Annotated in this window: 17 protein-coding genes; 9 read left to right on the top strand and 8 right to left on the bottom strand. The window is 56.4% G+C overall.

Going from position 1 to position 19,270, the window contains the following annotated elements; all coding sequences use genetic code 11:
- Positions 1–31 precede the first annotated feature (31 nt).
- Entirely contained in the window at positions 32–547 is a 516-nt protein-coding gene (locus RB2501_RS07870; RefSeq protein ID WP_041327081.1) for a thioredoxin family protein, read from the top strand.
- Positions 548–629: 82 nt separating this feature from the next.
- Here RB2501_RS07870 and guaB read toward each other — a convergent pair whose 3' ends face one another.
- Positions 630–2,102, bottom strand: coding sequence for an IMP dehydrogenase (gene guaB, locus RB2501_RS07865; protein WP_015754241.1), 1,473 nt, complete (start codon positions 2,100–2,102; stop codon positions 630–632).
- A gap of 204 nt (positions 2,103–2,306) precedes the next feature.
- Between guaB and RB2501_RS07860 the strand changes: the two genes are divergently transcribed.
- On the top strand, positions 2,307–4,541 hold the full coding sequence (locus RB2501_RS07860) for a TonB-dependent receptor family protein (protein ID WP_015754240.1): 2,235 nt from the start codon (positions 2,307–2,309) through the stop codon (positions 4,539–4,541).
- Between the two features lie 92 nt (positions 4,542–4,633).
- Here the strand turns inward: RB2501_RS07860 and RB2501_RS07855 are convergent, their stop codons facing one another.
- Complete coding sequence (locus RB2501_RS07855) at positions 4,634–5,500, bottom strand: hydroxymethylglutaryl-CoA lyase (protein WP_041327079.1); 867 nt, start codon at positions 5,498–5,500, stop codon at positions 4,634–4,636.
- 243 nt (positions 5,501–5,743) lie between these two features.
- Here RB2501_RS07855 and RB2501_RS07850 point away from each other — a divergent pair, with 243 nt between their 5' ends.
- Positions 5,744–6,607, top strand: a complete 864-nt coding sequence (locus RB2501_RS07850; RefSeq protein ID WP_015754238.1) for a BKACE family enzyme — start codon at positions 5,744–5,746, stop codon at positions 6,605–6,607.
- Positions 6,604–7,284: a GNAT family N-acetyltransferase gene (locus RB2501_RS07845; RefSeq protein WP_015754237.1), complete on the top strand. Its 681-nt coding sequence runs from the start codon at positions 6,604–6,606 to the stop codon at positions 7,282–7,284. The genes RB2501_RS07850 and RB2501_RS07845 overlap by 4 nt, the downstream gene beginning before the upstream one ends.
- Before the next feature lie 93 nt (positions 7,285–7,377).
- Here RB2501_RS07845 and RB2501_RS07840 read toward each other — a convergent pair whose 3' ends face one another.
- Together RB2501_RS07840 and RB2501_RS07835 are read right to left on the bottom strand one after the other, a co-directional pair.
- Complete coding sequence (locus tag RB2501_RS07840; protein ID WP_015754236.1) at positions 7,378–8,415, bottom strand: quinone-dependent dihydroorotate dehydrogenase; 1,038 nt, start codon at positions 8,413–8,415, stop codon at positions 7,378–7,380.
- 99 nt (positions 8,416–8,514) lie between these two features.
- Positions 8,515–8,952, bottom strand: coding sequence for a hypothetical protein (locus RB2501_RS07835; protein WP_015754235.1), 438 nt, complete (start codon positions 8,950–8,952; stop codon positions 8,515–8,517).
- A gap of 91 nt (positions 8,953–9,043) precedes the next feature.
- On the opposite strand from RB2501_RS07835, the gene pepT reads away from it, so the two are divergent.
- Both pepT and RB2501_RS07825 read left to right on the top strand, forming a co-directional pair.
- A complete protein-coding gene (pepT, locus tag RB2501_RS07830) occupies positions 9,044–10,297 on the top strand; it encodes a peptidase T (RefSeq protein ID WP_015754234.1) in 1,254 nt (417 codons plus the stop codon).
- Positions 10,276–10,872 (top strand): YdeI/OmpD-associated family protein, encoded by a 597-nt coding sequence (locus RB2501_RS07825; RefSeq protein WP_015754233.1) that lies wholly within the window; start codon positions 10,276–10,278, stop codon positions 10,870–10,872. Before pepT ends, RB2501_RS07825 begins: the two co-directional genes overlap by 22 nt.
- Positions 10,873–10,929: 57 nt before the next feature.
- Here RB2501_RS07825 and RB2501_RS07820 read toward each other — a convergent pair whose 3' ends face one another.
- The 4 genes from RB2501_RS07820 to nusB form a co-directional block, all read right to left on the bottom strand.
- Positions 10,930–12,273: a Gfo/Idh/MocA family protein gene (locus RB2501_RS07820; RefSeq protein ID WP_015754232.1), complete on the bottom strand. Its 1,344-nt coding sequence runs from the start codon at positions 12,271–12,273 to the stop codon at positions 10,930–10,932.
- A gap of 117 nt (positions 12,274–12,390) precedes the next feature.
- Positions 12,391–12,678 carry a preprotein translocase subunit YajC gene (gene yajC / locus RB2501_RS07815; protein ID WP_015754231.1) on the bottom strand — a complete coding sequence of 96 codons (288 nt, stop codon included), beginning with the start codon at positions 12,676–12,678 and terminating at the stop codon, positions 12,391–12,393.
- Between the two features lie 21 nt (positions 12,679–12,699).
- Complete coding sequence (locus tag RB2501_RS07810; protein WP_015754230.1) at positions 12,700–13,185, bottom strand: DUF1573 domain-containing protein; 486 nt, start codon at positions 13,183–13,185, stop codon at positions 12,700–12,702.
- 49 nt (positions 13,186–13,234) lie between these two features.
- Positions 13,235–14,179, bottom strand: a complete 945-nt coding sequence (nusB, locus tag RB2501_RS07805; RefSeq protein WP_041327631.1) for a transcription antitermination factor NusB — start codon at positions 14,177–14,179, stop codon at positions 13,235–13,237.
- 162 nt (positions 14,180–14,341) lie between these two features.
- Here nusB and RB2501_RS07800 point away from each other — a divergent pair, with 162 nt between their 5' ends.
- The 3 genes from RB2501_RS07800 (at position 14,342) to RB2501_RS07790 (ending at position 19,266) form a co-directional block, all read left to right on the top strand.
- Positions 14,342–16,096 (top strand): ABC transporter ATP-binding protein, encoded by a 1,755-nt coding sequence (locus RB2501_RS07800; RefSeq protein WP_015754228.1) that lies wholly within the window; start codon positions 14,342–14,344, stop codon positions 16,094–16,096.
- A 75-nt stretch (positions 16,097–16,171) separates the two neighbouring features.
- Positions 16,172–16,543 carry a PUR family DNA/RNA-binding protein gene (locus tag RB2501_RS07795; RefSeq protein ID WP_015754227.1) on the top strand — a complete coding sequence of 124 codons (372 nt, stop codon included), beginning with the start codon at positions 16,172–16,174 and terminating at the stop codon, positions 16,541–16,543.
- Between the two features lie 194 nt (positions 16,544–16,737).
- Positions 16,738–19,266: a M14 family metallopeptidase gene (locus RB2501_RS07790; RefSeq protein ID WP_148214318.1), complete on the top strand. Its 2,529-nt coding sequence runs from the start codon at positions 16,738–16,740 to the stop codon at positions 19,264–19,266.
- Positions 19,267–19,270: the final 4 nt, after the last annotated feature.

The raw sequence follows: 19,270 nt of genomic DNA, 5'->3' as shown, positions 1-19,270 counted from the left end.
TCCGACTATTTTCCCGTAAATTGCGGAAATGATGAGAAAATTACTACCCCTCGTTGTATGGGCGATTTTGATGAGCCCGGTGGCAGTGGCCGCCCAGCAGGTCAATTGGATCAGCTGGGACCAGGCAGTGGCAACCGTTCAGGGCGGGTCCAACGACAAAAAAATATTCATCGACGTCTACACGGACTGGTGCGGTTGGTGCAAGCGTATGGACAAGGATACCTTCCAGAACCCCGAGGTGGCCGCCTATATGAACGAGAATTTCCTGATGGTGAAACTCGACGGCGAGCAGAAAGAACCGATCGAATACAATGGGAAAACCTATAAGTTCGTCCCCTCCGGCAGGAAAGGCTACCACGAATTGGCGGCCGCCCTGCTCCAGGGCCGTCTCAGCTACCCCACCGTGGTATTCCTGGACGAAGAACTCAATATGCTGTCGCCCGTACCCGGTTATCAAAAACCGGATGCCTTCCTGCAGATAGCCAGGTATTTCGGGGATAATATTTACAAGGAAAAAGACTGGCAAACCTACAGCGGTACGCGATAGGAAGCCGGCGGGCTGAAAGGGACCGAAATACCTACAAGAAAAAATAAAAAACCCGGTGGCTACCGGGTTTTTTTATGGGTTTCTAGCGGCTGTAATTGGGCGACTCCTTGGTGATGGTAACATCGTGCGGGTGGCTCTCGTGGATGCCGCTGGAGGTAATCTTGACAAAGCGGGCCGTCTCCTTGAGCGTGGCAATGTCTTTGGCCCCGCAATAGCCCATTCCCGCTCGCAGGCCGCCGATAAATTGATGGATGCTTTCGTACAGGTCGCCCTTATAGGGAACCCGCCCGACGATCCCTTCCGGCACCAGTTTCTTGATATCGTCTTCCACATCCTGGAAATAGCGGTCCTTGCTGCCTTCCTTCATGGCCTCTACGGAGCCCATGCCCCGATAGGACTTGAATTTCCGCCCTTCGTAGATAATGGTTTCCCCTGGGGATTCCTTGGTCCCCGCCAGGAGCGACCCGAGCATCACGGTATCCGCACCTGCGGCCAGCGCCTTGGGGATATCTCCGGTATAACGGATGCCCCCGTCGGCGATAACGGGCACCCCGCTCCCCTTGATGGCCGCCGCCACTTCGAGAACGGCTGAGAATTGCGGAAACCCTACGCCGGCCACTACCCGGGTGGTACAAATGGATCCGGGCCCGATCCCGACTTTTACGGCGTCCGCCCCGGCGTCTACCAGGTACCTGGCGGCTTCCCCGGTGGCGATGTTCCCGACAATGACCTCCAGGTCCGGGAAGGCTTTCTTGACCTCCTTCAGGACCCCGACCACCCCTTTGGTATGCCCGTGTGCCGTGTCGATCACCACGGCGTCTACCCCGGCGCCCACCAGGGCACGGGCCCTGTCGACCGCATCGGGGGTAACGCCCAGGGCTGCGGCAACCCGCAGACGGCCGTAATGGTCTTTGTTGGCAATGGGCTTCTGGGTGAGTTTGGTAATATCCCGGAAGGTGATCAGCCCGATCAGCCGGTTGTCGTCGTCCACCACCGGCAATTTTTCAATCTTGTTTTCCTGCAGGATGTCCTCGGCCTCCGCCAGGGAAGTCCCTTCCCGCGTGGTAACCAGGTTCTCCGAAGTCATCACCTCGGATATCGGCCGGTCGTTGTTCTTTTCAAATCGCAAATCCCGGTTCGTCACAATCCCGATCAGCTCGCCGCCCCCGTTGACGATCGGGATACCGCCGATGCTGTGTTCCTTCATGCTCGCCTTGGCGTCCCGGACAAAGGCATCCTGCGGCAGGGTTACCGGGTCCAGGATCATCCCGCTTTCCGCCCGCTTAACCCGGCGGACTTTCAGCGCCTGCTGTTCGATGGTCATGTTTTTATGGAGTACGCCCATGCCCCCTTCCCGGGCCATGGCAATGGCCATCCGCGACTCGGTAACCGTATCCATGGCAGCGGAAACGATCGGGACGTTGATACGGATGTTGCGTGTAAACTGGGAGGTGATGTCGACTTCCCGGGGCAGGACCTCCGAAAAGGCAGGCACGAGCAGTACGTCGTCGTATGTCAGGCCTTCCCCGAGGATTTTAGAGTGGTGGGCTTCCATGGCAATTAAGGATTAATTGCGTGCAAATATACTACAAATTCTCCGGGCAACCATCCGCCGGTACCCAGGAATTGCCTGTCCCTCAAAGTTCTGTCGGGAGACGTAGAAAATTATTTTTATTTATTCCAAATAAACTTGGAAAACAGGGTGGCAGCAATTAGTTTTGCTTCGCGAAATTTATTTTTAACCAGTCTAAATAAATCAATGAGGCGTATTCTATTCCCCCTGCTGGCCCTCCTGTTCGCGGATGCGGCCGCCCAACAAGCCGATTCGATACAATCCGGCAACACCCCCCTGCAACCCACCATCCCACTGGATGAGGTAATCCTGGAAGCGAAGGTAATCTTTGGCAGTAAATTCCAGGCACGGAACCGCACGGGTTCCTCCTATTATATTTCCCCGGAAGAAATCCGCAAATTCAACTATACGGACGTCAACCGCACCCTGCGGACCGTCCCCGGGGTAAATGTGTACGAGGAAGATGGATTCGGGCTTCGCCCGAACATCAGCCTGCGGGGAACTTCCCCCGAGCGCAGCGCAAAAATTACACTGATGGAAGACGGGGTACTCATTGCCCCCGCTCCGTACAGCGCCCCGGCCGCCTATTACTTTCCCACGATCGCCCGTATGCAGGCGGTGGAAATCCTCAAAGGCAGCAGCCAGGTGCAATTCGGGCCCTATACCACGGGAGGTGCCATCAATATGATCAGCACCGAAGTGCCGGACCAGTTCGGCGCCCGGCTGCGCACCAGCTACGGAAGTTTTCAGAGCGGCCAGCTGCACGCCCTGCTGGGGGACAGTAAAAAGCATTTTGGATATTCCGTGGAGTACCTCAATTACAATTCAAACGGGTTCAAGAACCTGGATGGCGGCGGGGATACCGGCTTCGACAAGAACGACCTGGTCGCGAAATTCCAGGTCAGGATCAACCCGGAGGCCCGGTTGCAGCAACGGCTGGAATTCAAATTCCAGTATTCGGACGAGGTCTCTGATGAAACCTACCTGGGGCTGACCCAGGAGGATTTCGACGCAAGCCCCTTCCGCCGGTATGTCGCCTCAGCGGCAGACCGCATGGATACCGAACACAGCCAGTTTATGCTCTCCCATATCCTGGACCTGGGCCGATCCCTTCGCATTACCACCACGGGATACCGGAACCAATTTGAACGGAACTGGTACAAACTCAACGACGTCACCCTGGGAGGAGAGCGGGAAGGCATCGCGGGTATTCTGGAGAACCCGCAGCAGTTCCAACCCTATTACGAGGTGATTACCGGGGTCGCGGACAGCCCTGAAGATGCCCTGGGCGTCAAGGCCAACAACCGGGCCTACCTGAGTACCGGGGTACAGACCAAACTGGACTACCACTGGAATGGGGAAAATACGTTCCACGACCTGGAGGCCGGGCTCCGTTACCATTTTGACGAGGAAGACCGGTTCCAGTGGGTGGATGGGTACGCCATCCAAAGCGGTACGCTCGTGCAGACCACCGAGGCTACCCGGGGCACGGACGCCAACCGCATCAGCGATGCACGGGCCTTTGCAGCCTATGCCATGTACAAGTTCAAAACCGGCGACCTGACCCTTACCCCCGGATTGCGATATGAAAACATCACCCTTTCCCGGGTCAATTACGGGAGTTCGGACCCCGGACGTACCGGTTCGGACCTGAGCGAGCGGGAGAACCAGGTGGATGTGTGGATCCCCGGGATGGGCTTTAACTACAACCTGGGAGATGTATCCGTTTTCGGCGGCGTGCACAAAGGCTTTTCACCCCCCGGGAACCAGGATGGCCAGGATCCGGAAGAAAGCATCAACTACGAATTGGGGACCCGGTTTTCCCTGGGCGGCCTCTCGGGAGAAGTTGTCGGATTCTTCAACGACTACAGCAATTTGCTGGGAAGCGACCTGGCCGCCACCGGGGGCACGGGAACCCTGGACCAGTTCAACGCCGGGGAGGTGGACGTGGCAGGCCTGGAGCTCCTGCTGAATTACAATTTCCTGCCCGGGAACCAGAATTACCAGTTACCCGTTACTTTCGGGTATACGCTTACGGACTCCGAATTCCGGAACGCCTTTGGAAGCGAGGACGGACTTTGGGGTGAGGTAGCCGAAGGTGATGAAATGCCCTATATTTCCAGACATCAATTCCACACCTCCCTGGGGCTGGAGCACAGCCGTTTTGAACTCCACTTCAACGCGAGGTACAACGGGGCTTTCCGAACCCAGGCCGGCCAGGGCAGCATCCCTGAGGACGAGCGCGTGGCCAGCAATTTCATCCTGGATTTTACGGGGAAATACCATATCACCCCCAATGTCAGCCTCCAGGCCAACGTGGTCAACCTCCTGGACGAAACCTACGCAGTGGCACGGGTTCCTGCAGGTTTGCGCCCCGGCCACCCATTTGGCATCTACGGAGGAATCACCCTACAGTATTAAGGTTCAGGCAACCTTTTGCAGCCATGGAAAGAGGCACCTGCTGATCAATCGGCAGGTGCCTTTTTTAATTACAACGGTTCAAAGCAAACCGTTCAATGATAGCGGGTGAAGATTTCGGTAGCCTTATTATAGGCGGCCTCGAAGGCCATCCAGCGGACCCCGGTATCCACCTGGCGGGAGGTGAAAAATGAAAGCATTTTCTCCGTCGGCATATTGCCGGTGAGTTCGTCTTTGGCCATCGGGCAACCCCCAAAGCCCTGGACCGCCCCGTCAAACCTGCGACATCCGGATTCCCAGGCTGCCTGCACTTTTTCCTTCCAGCTCCGGGGATGCGTGTGTAGGTGGGCTCCGAATTCCACCTCCGGGTAGGCGGGGATCAATTCGCTGAACAGACCGGAAATCGTTTCCGGATCCGAGCTGCCGATGGTATCGGAGAGGGAAAGGATCCCCACCCCCATATCCACGAGCCGCCGAGTCCAATCCGAAACGATACCCGCATCCCAGGGGTCGCCATAGGGGTTGCCGAACCCCATGGAAATATAGGTAACCACCTCTTTGTCGTGGGCCCGGGCGAGTTCCAGGATCTCCGTCAGGATTTTCAGGGATTCGGCGATGGTCTTGTGCGTGTTGCGCATCTGGAAGTTTTCCGAGATGGAAAACGGATAGCCCAGGTAACGGATTTCCGGATGGCGCACCGCATCCTCCGCCCCCCGCACGTTCGCCACGATGGCCAGCAGTCGGGTGGATGTACGGCTCAGGTCCAGGCCGGAGAGCACCTGGGCCGTATCGGCCATTTGGGGGATCGCCCTCGGGGAGACAAAGCTCCCGAAATCCAGGGTATCAAAACCGCAACCGAGCAGTGCCTGCAGGTAGCGGATTTTGGCTTCCGTAGGTATAAATTCCCGGATTCCCTGCATGGCGTCCCGGGGACACTCCACAATTTTTACCCGATCGGACATACTTTTCACGGCTAATGCTGTCTTCTTTCTCCCGGACGGAGACCCGGTCCAATCGCACCGGGGCCTAAAATTACCATTAATTCGCGGAATGCTGCGCCCTAATCGTCCAGCTTACCGGCTCTGCGCTAAATCGCTTGCATTCAACTAATTTTTAACCCGTACACCCAATGGATTATGTCGTCGGATAATCATTGATTAAACTTGTGGTTCAATGGCGGCAGCCCTGCGCGAAACTATCAGACCATGTCCAAACCCCTGATCATCAATTTCACCCCTACCGGGATGATCCCCACCAAGGAGATGACCCCCCATGTCCCCGTTCAGGTGAACGAAATTGTGGAAGATGTACACGAGGCCTGGGAAACCGGGATTAGCATGGTGCATTTGCACGCCCGGGATGCCCAAACAGGTACGCCTACCTACCTGCGGGAGATCTATGCAGACATCATCGGGGGGATCCGCAAATTTGCCCCGGGGCTCGTGGTGTGCGTTTCGCTGAGCGGGCGGAATTTCGGGGAATTCGAACAACGCGCGGACCCGCTTTTCCTGGAGGGTGACCTCAAACCGGATATGGGCAGCCTTACGCTGAGTTCCCTGAATTTCAACCGAACGGCGAGTGTCAATGCCCCACAGATGATCCAGGATTTGGCCCGGACCATGTTGGAGCGGGGCATCCTGCCGGAATTGGAAGCTTTTGATATCGGGATGATCAATTACGCCAAATACCTGGAGCGAAAAGGCCTGTTGAAGCCCCCCCATTATTTCAACCTGTTGCTGGGGAATATCGCCTGTGCCCAGGCCAACCTGATGCAGGCCGGCCTGATGATCAATGAATTGCCTGCAAACTCCCATTGGAGCCTGGCCGGTATCGGGGAGGCCCAACTCCATATGAATTCCGTCGCCATTGCCATGGAAGGCGGGGTCCGCGTGGGCCTCGAGGACAATATCTGGTTCGACAAGGGCCGTACCAAACTCGCCACCAACGGGCAGCTGCTTCGACGTATCCACGCGCTGGCCGAGGCGAATGAACGGACATTGATGTCTGCCGTAAATCTCCGGAAATTGCTGGACCTGCAGGCCGGGAACGGGAAATACGGACGCGCATGAGTGGGGAAGCCTCAAACACCCGCAAGGAAACGGGCCGGTTTTACAAATTGCACCTCATTTGGTACAGGATCCGCCACGGCATGATCCTGCTGAGTATCCGGAACCTGTTGCTGCGATTGAAGATCAATATCAACCCCTATTGGATCGATCGGGAGGGCCTGGACCTGTCTGCGGAACCCCGGCTGCCGGAACCCCCTGAAACGTATCGGCTGGAGGCCGTCCCCCGCAAACAACTCCGACCCCTGTTTGAATTGCTCCGGTATAACCTGGACATGCTTGAGGATCGGCCGGAGTCTCCCTATGAAGCCCTTGGACTCTACAAGGGGGAAGAGCTGGCTGCCTTTACGATGATGCGGTACGGGCAATTTGAACTCAGCGGGAAAAAATTCCTGCTATCGCCCGGGGAGGCCTACCTGGAAAACATGTACACATTTGAGAATTTCCGGGGAAAAAAGCTGGCCCCTTACCTGAGATACCAGTGTTACAAACACCTGGAGGGCAAAGGGATCAGCCGGTGTTACAGCGGAACCCAATGCCTGAATACCGCCTCCCGCCGGTTCAAGGCCAAGCTGAATATCCAACACGAAACTCTCTACCTGCACATCGACCTGTTCAAGCGGTTCCAGCGGACCTACCTGCTCCGGAGATATACCCCTTCGGCTCCCCCGGCGAACTAGCAGTCCAGGTTTGTGGGAATTAAGCAGGTCAGCAGGAATCAGGCAAACAGCAGGAATCAGGCAAACAGCCGGAATCAGGCAAAACAGCAGGAATCAGGCCTGCTCCAGAAGTTTTTGGTTGATTTTTTTCACCAGCCCGGGCCCCTCGTAAACGAACCCGGTCCAGAGCTGTACCAGGCTGGCGCCGGCGTCGAGTTTCTCCAGGGCATCCCCGGCCGAATGGATTCCGCCCACGCCGATAACCGGGAACGCGCCTTTTCCCTCCTCAACCAGGAAGCGGATTACCTCGGTGGAACGTTTGCGCAACGGGCGGCCACTGAGTCCCCCCTGCTCTTCCTGCAGGTACATGTCGGATTTCAGGTCGTCCCGGGCGATCGTGGTATTCGTGGCAATCACCCCGTCGATACCCGTTTCCCCGACAATTTCGATAATGTCCCGCAACTGCGCATCCGTCAGGTCCGGGGCGATTTTCAGCAGGATGGGCTTTTCCCGCGTGGCATTTACCAGGGCGCATTTTGTGTTTTCCCGTTTCATGATCCGAAGCAGCTCGGTGAGCGGCTTCTTCTCCTGCAGCTCCCTGAGCCCCGGGGTATTCGGGGAGCTTACATTGACCACAAAGTAGTCTACATGGGGGAACAGGGTTTCGAAACAGATCATGTAGTCCTTGACCGCTTCCCGGTTGGGAGTCGCCTTGTTCTTGCCGATATTCCCGCCGATCAGGACCCGACGGGTCCCGGCCAGGCGCTCGGCGGCCTCGAAGACGCCCCGGTTGTTGAACCCCATCCGGTTGATGATGGCCTTGTCCGCCCGCAGGCGGAATAGCCGCTTTTTCGGGTTTCCCGCCTGGGCTTTGGGGGTAAGGGTTCCAATCTCCACAAACCCGAAACCGAAATCCGCCAGTTCGTCGAACAATCGGGCATCCTTGTCAAACCCTGCGGCAAGCCCCACAGGGTTGGGGAATTTCAAACCGAAAACCTCCCGTTCCAGACGCGGGTCGTCCAACCGGTACATGCTTCTGAGCAAACCGCCCAGGCCCAGCCGGTGCAGGGTCCGTATAGCGAAAAAGGAAAAATGGTGGACTGCTTCAGGATCGAATAGAAACAACAGGGGCCGAAGCAGAAGCTTGTACATAGGGGGTGCGAATTTCGTCAAAATTACAAACTATCCGCGCACCCTACCAAGCTTCACGGGTGAAAGTCGACAAACGGCCGCACCTATACCGCCCCGGGATTATTCCGGGACCCCGGAACCTCCTCCGGATTCCGCTGCCGGCGCCATCGGGGCCCGCATGACCTCCTGGCAAAGTTCCACATACCGTTGGTATTGCAATTCGTTGAACGTACCGAGCAACATCCGGTCGTACCGGAGCGAATTGGCGAGCATCATCTCCTTGATTTCCCGGTATTTTGTGCCGAGGACCTCCACTTCTTCTGTGGTTTCCTGAGGGTGCGTATTGAGCAGGTCACGCGCCCGGGCCTGGAGTTCGGCATTCTCGGTTTCCAGGGCTTCCGTCCAGCGGTTCAGCTTTTCCTGTTGCGCATCGTTCAGCTGGAAAACCAACACGATAAGTTCCGTATCCTTTCCCCCTACCCCCAGGGCGCATTCCTGGGAAACTGCGGGAAACAGGCAGAAAGTCAGCAGCAGGGTTGTCAGAAATCTTCGGATCATCTTTCTTTGCGTTGTACCCTGCAAATGGCATACAAGCCTCCGTACCGCAGGATCGTTCTTAATACTAACTCCTGATTCCTGTAAAAATTATATGTCCGACCTCCTCGAGCGCTTCCTCCGCTACGTCCGGATCGACACCCAGAGCAACCCGGACTCCGCATCCACCCCCAGCACGGAAAAGCAATGGGAGCTGGCCCGCCTGCTCGTTCGGGAGATGGAGGAAATGGGCCTGGAAGACGTCCGGATAGACGAAAAAGCCTATATCACTGCAACCCTGCCCTCGAATGTCCCCGATCGGTTGCCGGTAATCGGTTTTATCGCCCATTTCGATACGAGCCCGGATTTCAGCGGCACGAATGTCCGTCCGCGGCTGGTTCCGGACTACGACGGGGGGGACATTGTCCTGAATGCCGAATCCGGGATTGTCCTCTCCCCCGAGTACTTCCCGGAACTCCGGCGATACACCGGGCAGACCCTGGTGGTTACCGATGGGAATACGCTGCTGGGAGCGGATGACAAGGCTGGAATTGCCGAGATCCTGACAGCCGCCGAATATCTGATCCAACACCCCGAAATCCCCCATGGCACCATCCGAATCGGTTTTACGCCCGACGAGGAAATCGGACGCGGCGCCCACCACTTTGACGTCGGGGCATTCGGGGCCGACTGGGCCTACACCATCGACGGAAGCCAGGTTGGCGAACTCGAATTCGAAAATTTTAATGCAGCCCGTGCGGTGCTTACCGCTTTCGGGACCAGCGTCCACCCGGGCTATGCTAAAAATAAAATGGTGAATGCCATCACCACCCTGCAGGAAATCCTCTCCGGCCTCCCGCCGGGGGAAGTCCCGGAAAAGACCAGCGGTCGCGAGGGTTTCTTCCACCTCCACCAGTTCCAGGGCGGGATCGAGGAGGCCCGGGCGGAACTGATCATCCGGGACCACGATCGGGAAACATTTGAAAAACGCAAATCCCTGCTCAGGGTACTGGCGGAGGAAACGGCCCGAAAGCGGCAAGCCCGGGTGGAAGTACAAATCGAAGACCAGTATTACAACATGCGGGAGAAAATACTCCCGGTCTACCCCATTGTGGAAGTGGCCGAACAGGCGATGCGGTCCGTTGGGGTGGAACCCCTGATCCAACCGATCCGCGGGGGCACGGACGGGTCCCAACTGAGCTATAAGGGGCTGCCCTGCCCGAATATCTTTGCCGGGGGGCATAATTTCCACGGGAAATTCGAGTACGTTCCGGTTGAAAGTATGGAGAAGGCCGTGGAAGTTATTGTGAAAATTTGCGAACTTACTGCCAGCAAACCGCCCGATTCATGGAAAAATCAGCCAAAATAGCCGCATATTTCGAAAAAGAGGGGCCTTTTCGGGAAGGGATTGCCCGATTGCGCGACCTGGTCAGCGACACGGAACTGGAAGAAGACTTCAAATGGAGCTGCCCGGTTTATACGTTGGGAAAGGAAAACGTCGTGGGGGTACTCGCATTTAAGAACCATTTCGGGCTCTGGTTCTTCAATGGGGTATTTCTTTCGGATCCGCTCGGGGTACTCGAAAATGCCCAGGAAGGCAAAACCAAAGCCATGCGGCACTGGAAGTTTACCTCTGTGGAGCAGATTGACCCCCGGCACGTAAAAGCCTATGTACTCGAGGCCATTGCCAATGCCCGCAAAGGGGTCCGGCTGGATCCGGTCAAACCCAAAAAAACCGCAATACCCCACCTGTTGCAGGCCGCCCTGAATTCCGACCCGGAACTCCAGGCCGCTTTCGGCAACTTGGCCCCCTATAAACAGCGGGATTACGCAGAGCACATCGCCTCGGCCAAACAGGAAGCCACGAAAAAGCGGCGTCTGGACAAAATCCTCCCGATGATCCGACAAGGGGTCGGCCTCCATGACAAATACAGGAACTGTTAATGGGCTACCCCTGTAGGGCTATTGGTTTTCCGATTGCCCGGACCCCCGGACAGGCCCCTAGCGGAGCTCCCAGCCGTTGTGGTAGTCCGCACGCATCAGGCGGTTCGCTCCGGCATCCGTAAATGCCGACTGCCCGGCATCCCACTTGAGTTTCCGACCCGTTTTGTAGGCGATATTCCCCATATGGGATACCCGCGCCGCATGGTACCCCACCCGGATAGGCGCCCGGAGGATTGCAGCATCCCGGTTGCGTACCGCTTCCAGGAAATTTGCGGTGTGCAGGTCCAGGCCATTCCCTTCGGCCGAACGCAGCGGTACCGCTTCCATTTTTGGCTGGTCCGGCAGTTGCCGCCAGCTCTCGTGTTCCACCTCGGGAATTACTTCCCAACCGCCCCGGTCCAGGACCAGGGTGCCATTGTTCCCGATAAATGCAATACCGTGATTCCTGCCGTAATTCCCCCCGTCAATACCCGTGGCGTGCTCCCAGAGGAGGTTGAAGCCATCGAATTCATAGACGGTCTGGAGCGTATCGGGCGTCTCGGAGGCGTCGTCGGCATAGGCAAACTTGCCCCCGGAGGCCATAACAGAATTCGGGGCGGTTGCTTCCATCCCGTATAAGGCATAATCGATGAGGTGCACCCCCCAGTCGGTCATCAGGCCGCCCGCGTAGTCCCAGAACCAACGGAAATTAAAATGGAAGCGGTTTGGGTTAAAGGGGCGTTCGGGCGCCGGCCCCAACCACATCTTATAGTCGACCCCCTCAGGCGCCGGGCTGTGCGGCAATACGGGCACTGGCTGCATCCAACCCTGGTACGCCCACGCCTTTGCCAGGCGGACGGGCCCCAGGGCCCCCGTGCGAAGGAAATCAATCGCATCCACAAAATGCGGCTGGCTGCGCTGCCACTGGCCAATCTGGACCATCCGCCCGCTGCCCTCAACTGCTTGCAGCATCCGGTCGCATTCCTCAATGGAGTTTGCAATGGGCTTCTCGCAGTACACGTCTTTCCCGGCGTCCAGGGCATCCAGGAGTTGCAGGCAATGCCAGTGGTCCGGCGTGCCGATAATCACGATGTCAACATCCGCATTTTCGAGTAATTCCCGATAATCGCCGTACTGTTTGGGTTTGCCGTGCCCCGCCTCGGTAAGCTGGGCAGTTCGGCGCTCCAAAACGCCCTGGTCCACATCGCAAAGGGCGGTTACCTGTACCTCGGGCAGCTTTAAAAAGGAACTGAGGTTTGAAAAACCCATGCCGTTGCAACCGATCAGGCCAATGCCGATCCGGTCGTTCGCCCCCAGAACTTGGGATCCCCGGCTCCACAGGGGCGCGGGCACCAATAAGGCGGAGGCCGCAGCCGAGGCACCCAGGGCCCCTTTGCGGATAAATGATCTGCGTGTTTCCATAGTCCGATGTTCTTGAAAACAAGGTACTACATTGGCAGGGCAAAAAAAAACGCCGGCTGTTGCCGGCGTTTTCCATGCGATTGCGTCAGGGCTTGCACGCCCCGAAGAAGCGGAATTCTAATCCTTGGGGTCGTTCGCCTTTTTGCTCAGTTCCATGGAAATGGCAGAGCGATCGAATTTCATACGGCCTGCCATCGTTTCGATGATGCAGGAGAAGTCCTTGTCGTTCAGGTCCACAACCTTTCCGTACAAACCGCTTTTGGTTACGATCTTATCCCCTTTTTTCAGGGCTTTGGCAAACTTTTTCTCGTCTTTCTGACGCTTGATCTGCGGGCGGATCATAAAGAAGTACGCCACTGCAAAAATCAGGATCATGGGCAGGAACTGCCCGATTTGGTCACTCATTCCGTTGCTGATTTACGAATCTTAGTTCTTAACCGGGCCCACTGCTGCCGTTCCGCCGGCCGCTTTCGGGTTTACGAAGGCCTTGATGCGGAGCATCTCCTGCCCTCCGGCGGTGTTCGCCATAACCGTTACGGTCTTGGTGACCTGCCCGCTGCCGCTGCCGTTGAAGCGAACCTTGATTTCGCCTTTTTCGCCCGGGGCAATCGGCTGGTTGATCGGGGCGTCCGGGGTGGTACATCCGCAACTGGCCGAAGTATTGGTAATGATCAGCGGGGCGGTACCCGTGTTGGTAAAGGAAAAGGTGGTTTCCTGGGGCGTCCCCTGCTCGATAGTTCCGAAATCGTGTTCCTTATTGTCAAAGGTAATGGCGGCCATGTTCTTGGATGCCGCGTCGCGCTGGGCGGCGACCTCGACGTTCTCTGCATTGATCTTCTCGGAAGCTTTCTCTTTGCATGAAGACAGGGCTGCTACTGCAAGCACGCTCAGGAATACTGTCGCTTTTCTCATGATTCTGCTGTTTTTTTTATTAATAGATGCAAAAATACGGAATATTTGATTACATGAGTCCCCGGCCTGTTTTTTTAAGCCTGCCGGCCTCCCGGTATTCGCGGATGAGCTTATCCAGGATGCCATTGATAAAAATGCTGCTCTTCGGGGTGGAATACTCCTTGGCGATCTCCAGGTATTCGTTGATGGTTACCCGTTCCGGGATGGAGGGGAAATACAGCAATTCCGCAATGCCCATCTTCAGCAGGATCCCGTCTATTTCGGCTATCCGCTCCTTGTCCCAATTGGGGGTCTTCCCCTCAATTTCTGCCTCCAGGGCGGCGTTCTTGTTCAGGGTTTTCCGAAGCAGGTCCATGGCGAATTCCATGTCCTCCGAATTCTTGAGGAGGGCGGGGAGCAGGTAGGATTCCGGGGCCCCTTGGTGGAGTTTGCCCAGGTGTTTGACGATAAAGGTATTCACCAACGGGATATCGTCTACCCAGGTGATCCCCTCGTCTTCCAGAAAATCGTAAATCTTGTCGTTCGGGGCGATGAATTCCCGGAAAATGGTCAGAGCAAATGCCCGGTCCCCTTCCCAGGTGGAGGAGGAAGCGGCATATGAGGCGTACTCGGGGCTTTCGGTCAATTGCCTGTAGACAATTTTCACATATTCCTCGTTGAGGTACCACTGCCGGAGTTTCCGTTTGTCGATGGCGGAAGCCAGGCCTGCATGGCCGGAGAGGTACTCCAGGAACTGATTGGCGGCAAGGGCCTGAGGCCCGGGGTGCCCGGATGCATCCTCCTTCAGGTACTTCTTGCGGCCTTTATCGGACCGCGACAGGGCCATCTGGTGGATTTCACGCAGCAGGGCGAGCATCACTACGTAAAGTGTAAAAGTCTGGCCAATGCTTTTTTTCAGGAATTTCTCCTGTGTTTCCGCAGACCCGTCCCGGGACAGGGTCAGCGCATAAATGCTCTGCATTACTTTTACCCGGATTTGCCTTCTCGTTAGCATGTAAAGAACTTTGCTGAAAATCTTGGGGCAAAAATAGGCATTGCATCCGAGTTGCGCCACCCCTTCCGGTTTCTTATCATATTTATAACACAACCATCCGAACCAATCTGCTATCTTTGTCCGCAGGCTGCTGCTTTCCCCGCAGCCTGCGACCAAGCATCCATGAAGGAACTCAGGCATCTCAACAAATATTTCCGGAAATACTGGGTAAAACTTTTCCTGGGCGTACTGATCACCATCATCGCGCGGGTTTTCCAACTGGTGATGCCTTCCTACGTGAAGAATATCGTTGAAGTTGTCGAAAAATACAGCGCCGGGGAACTGGCCCTGGAAGCGGCCCGGTCCGACCTGCTGGAATACATCGCCATCATTGTGGGGGCCGCCCTGCTATCCGGGTTCTTCACCTTCCTGATGCGGCAAACCATCATCAATGTGTCCCGCTACATCGAATACGACCTGAAAAACGAGGTGTTCGACCACTACCAGCGGCTGAGCCTGAACTTTTACAAAAGCAACCGAACCGGCGATTTGATGAACCGCATCAGCGAGGATGTCAGCCAGGTACGCCTGTATGCGGGCCCGGCCATCATGTACGGGATCCAGACGCTGACGCTGTTTGCCTGCCTGATCCCCCTGATGTTTATCAAAGCCCCTACCATCGCCTTTTACGCCCTGGTGCCCCTGCCTGTTCTTTCCGTGCTGATCTACTGGATCAGCCGGATCATCCATCAGCGCTCCACCCGGGTTCAGGCATTCCTCTCCTCCCTTTCCACCTTTGCCCAGGAGTCCTTTTCAGGCATCTCGGTAATCAAGGCCTATGCAATGGAGCCACGAATTAACCGGGAAGCGGGCAGCCTCGCCCTGGAGGGGAAGGACAAGAGTATGGACCTGGCCAAGGTAAATGCGTGGTTTTTCCCCCTGATGATCCTATTGATCGGGGTGAGCAACATCTTTGTCATCTACGTCGGGGGCATGCAATATTTCCGGGGCGAAATCAGCAGCCTGGGTACCATCCTGGAGTTTATCATTTACGTGAACATGCTGACCTGGCCGGTGGCAATCGTCGGCTGGCTCACCTCCATCGTACAACGTGCGGAGGCTTCCCAGAAACGGATCAACGAATTCCTGGACCAGGAACCGGACATTGCCGACCCGGGCACCCCCCCCGTACCTATCCGGGGGAAAATCGAATTCGACCGCGTGAGCTTTACCTACCCGGATACGGGTATCCGGGCCCTGAGGAACCTCTCCTTTACGGTGAACCCGGGGGAAACGCTGACCATCCTGGGGAAAACCGGATCGGGGAAGTCCACGATACTCGACCTGATTGCCCGTTTGTACGACGTGAACGACGGCACCATCCGGATTGACGACAAGCCTGTGGAGGAAATCAACCTGGATTCGCTGCGGTCTGCCATCGGGGCGGTGCCCCAGGACGCCTTCCTCTTTTCGGATACCATTGAAAACAACATCCGTTTCGGGCGTGAACAAGCCGGTCTGGAACAGATTCGGGAGGCAGCAGCCCAGGCAGTGGTCGACAAAAACATCGAGGGCTTTGCCAAAGGTTACCAAACGGTGCTGGGGGAACGGGGAATCACCTTGAGCGGAGGGCAGAAACAACGGGTATCCATTGCGCGGGCCCTGATCAAAGACCCGGTTATCTACCTGTTCGACGACTGCCTTTCGGCCGTGGATACGGAAACGGAGGAAGCCATCCTGGCCAACCTGAAACGGGCCTCCCGGGACAAGACGACCATTATCGTAAGCCACCGGATCTCCTCGGCGATCAATGCGGATAAAATCCTGGTACTCGAGGACGGCCGGATCCTCCAGCAGGGTACACACAGTGAACTCCTCGAAACAGAAGGCTATTACAAAGAGCTATATATCAACCAGCTATCTGGGAAAGAAAACTAGAAAAATGTTGTTCTATTAGCATTTTTTTCACATTTTTGGTGACTTTAACTAACCACTGCTTAAGATTACCATACGATGAGTGAAAATGACCTAATGGATCAGGAGGAAATTAATTCCAAGGTACTCCGCGCTGGCAGGCGCACTTATTTTTTTGACGTTCGCAGTACCCGTGCCGGGGATTATTACCTGACAATCACGGAGAGCAAGAAGTTCACCCACGAAGACGGGTCTTTCCATTACAAAAAACACAAAATTTACCTGTACAAGGAGGATTTTGAAGCCTTTCGGGAGATACTCGGCGAGATGACCGATTTTATCATCGAGGAAAAAGGGGAAGAAGTCATTTCGGAACGCCACCAGAAAAACTACAAACAGGCAGAGCCTTCCCAGAACGGAACCACAGAAGGCACCGGGAAATTCGTCGATGTGGATTTTGACGACATCTGAACCCGGGAAACCGCCTCCGGCAAACTTATGCCGCTTACAAAGATACCACAGGCCCCGCAAGGGCCTTTTTTTTAGCCCCTCCCCGCCGCACCCCTTTGAAATGCCTGGCCCTGTTTGGCGCTGCGCCCCCGGCTGCTTATCTTTAGGCCTGCTAATTCAAACGCGGGGCCAGCCCCAATTTTAATCCGAATCACATGATGAGACAACTTGCAATCCGATTGCTTACCTTCTGTCTGGGCCTCATGGCCATCCACGCCCAGGAAGTACCCGGGCTTGAATACTACCTTCCTTCCGGGATGGAATACAACGCGGAAATACCCACGCCCGAATCCGTAGTGGGGCACCAGGTGGGGGAATGGCATATCACCCACGACAAACTGGTACAATACATGCAAACCCTCGCCGTCGTCAGCGACCGGATTGAAATTGAGGACCGCGGGAACACCTTTGAAGACCGGCCCCTGATCCTGCTGAAGATTACCGCTCCGGAAAACCACAACCGCCTGGAAGCAATCCGCAGGCAACACGTGGCGCTGACCGAGGCAGGTGCCGAATCCCTGGACCTGGACAATATGCCCGTGGTGGTCTACCAGGGCTTCTCCGTCCACGGAAACGAACCGAGCGGGTCCAATGCATCCCTGGCCTATGCGTATTACCTGGCGGCTGCCCAGGGGCCGGAAATTGAGGATATGCTTCGCAACACGGTTATCCTGCTGGACCCGAGCTTCAACCCGGACGGGTTGCAGCGCTTTGCCTACTGGGCCAACACCAACCGCAGCATGAACCTCAACCCGGACGAAAACGAACGGGAATACCACGAGGTATGGCCAGGGGGCCGCACAAACCACTACTGGTTTGACATCAACCGGGACTGGTTGCCCGTACAGCTCCCGGAAAGCCGCGCCCGCATCGAGACGTTCCACGATTGGAAGCCGAACATCCTCACGGACCACCACGAGATGGGCACCAACAGCACTTTTTTCTTCCAGCCCGGGGAACCCTCGCGGGTCCACCCCCTGACGCCTGTTCGGAACCAGGAACTCACCGCCGAAATCGGGACCTACCACATCCGGGCGCTGAACCGGATCGGGTCGCTGTATTATTCGGAGGAAGATTACGACGACTATTATTACGGCAAGGGCTCTACTTTTCCCGATGTAAACGGGAGTATCGGCATCCTTTTTGAACAGGCGAGTTCCCGCGGGCACGTGCAGGAGAGCGACAACGGGTTGCTCACCTTCCCGTTTACCATACGCAACCAGTTCACCACGGCCCTTTCCACCATCGAGGCAGCGCGGAACATGCGAACAAAACTGCTGGATTACCAGCGGGATTTCTACTCCGGGATGCGCGAGGAAAACAACCGGGGTGGGTATGTCTTCGGCGATTCCAAGGACGGGGCCAGGGCCCGCCACCTGGCAGAAATCCTTCGCCGGCACCGTATCGAGGTCCGGCCTATCCGCGGGCAGCAGACCATCGGCGGCAAAACCTATACGGAAGGCCACGGGTACGTGGTTCCCTTGCAACAGCAGAACCCGCAGCTAATCCGGGCGATGTTCGAAACGAGGACTGCATTCAGAGACAGCCTCTTCTACGACGTTTCCGCCTGGACCTTCCCCCTTTCTTTCAACCTGGATTACTCCCAGGTCAACAGCCTGCCGGAGTCCGGTGAGCCGATTACCGACTTGCCGCCCCTGGGCGGAGGCGTCGACAGCCGGAGCGAATATGCCTATCTGTTCGAATGGCACGAATACTATACGCCCAAACTCCTGAACACCATCCTGAACAAGGGGCTGCGCGCCAAAGTAGCCCGGGAACCGTTCACTCTGGACGGCCGGAAATACGACTACGGCACCATCCTGGTCCCGGCCCGGAACCAGTCCATGGATCCCGGTGCCATCTACGACCTGCTGCGCAACGCGGCTTCCGGAAGCGGGATTTCCGTATATGCCGCCAACACCGGGCATACGGTGGGAATCGACCTGGGGAGTCGGGAGTTTGAAGCGCTGAAGCCCCAAAAGGTAGCCATCCTGGTAGGCGACGGTATCCGGTCTTACGACGCGGGGGAAATCTGGCACCTGTTCGATACCCGTTACCAGATGAAACTCACAAAGATCGACACAGACTACCTGGGCCGGGCGGACCTGAGCAGCTATACGGATATTATTATCCCGAGCTCCTGGGGCTCCGGCGCCATAGGGGAAGGAGCTGCAAAAGCCCTGAAGGAATGGGTCCGCGAAGGGGGTACACTTATCGGGTACCGGAATGTGGCAAACTGGTTCAACTCCCAGGAATTTATGAAGCTGAACTTCCGGAAAGATTCCACCCTGCAGGCCAAAAACCTGCGGTTTGACCAACGGGACGAATTTTTCGGGGCACAGGTGACCGGGGGGGCCATATTTGAAGCCCGGCTGGACCGGTCGCACCCTGTAAGCTGGGGGTACAAGAACAACCGGCTCCCGCTGTTCCGCAACACAAACATCTACCTGGACCCGGAAAAAAACAGTTTTGACAACCCAATCCGCTATACGGACAACCCGCTGCTAAGCGGGTATATCTCCGAGGAGAACGCTGCCCTGATTTCAGGAAGTGTCCCGTTCAAGGTGAACCGTATGGGGCAGGGCCGGGTGATCCTGTTTACCGACAACACGAATTTCCGCGCCTTTTGGTACGGGACCAACAAACTGCTGATGAACGCCATCTTCTTCGGCCACATCATGTAGGCAG

Source organism: Robiginitalea biformata HTCC2501 (assembly GCF_000024125.1).
In the GTDB taxonomy this organism is placed as follows: domain Bacteria; phylum Bacteroidota; class Bacteroidia; order Flavobacteriales; family Flavobacteriaceae; genus Robiginitalea; species Robiginitalea biformata.
This window is presented reverse-complemented; position numbering and strand designations above follow the sequence as displayed.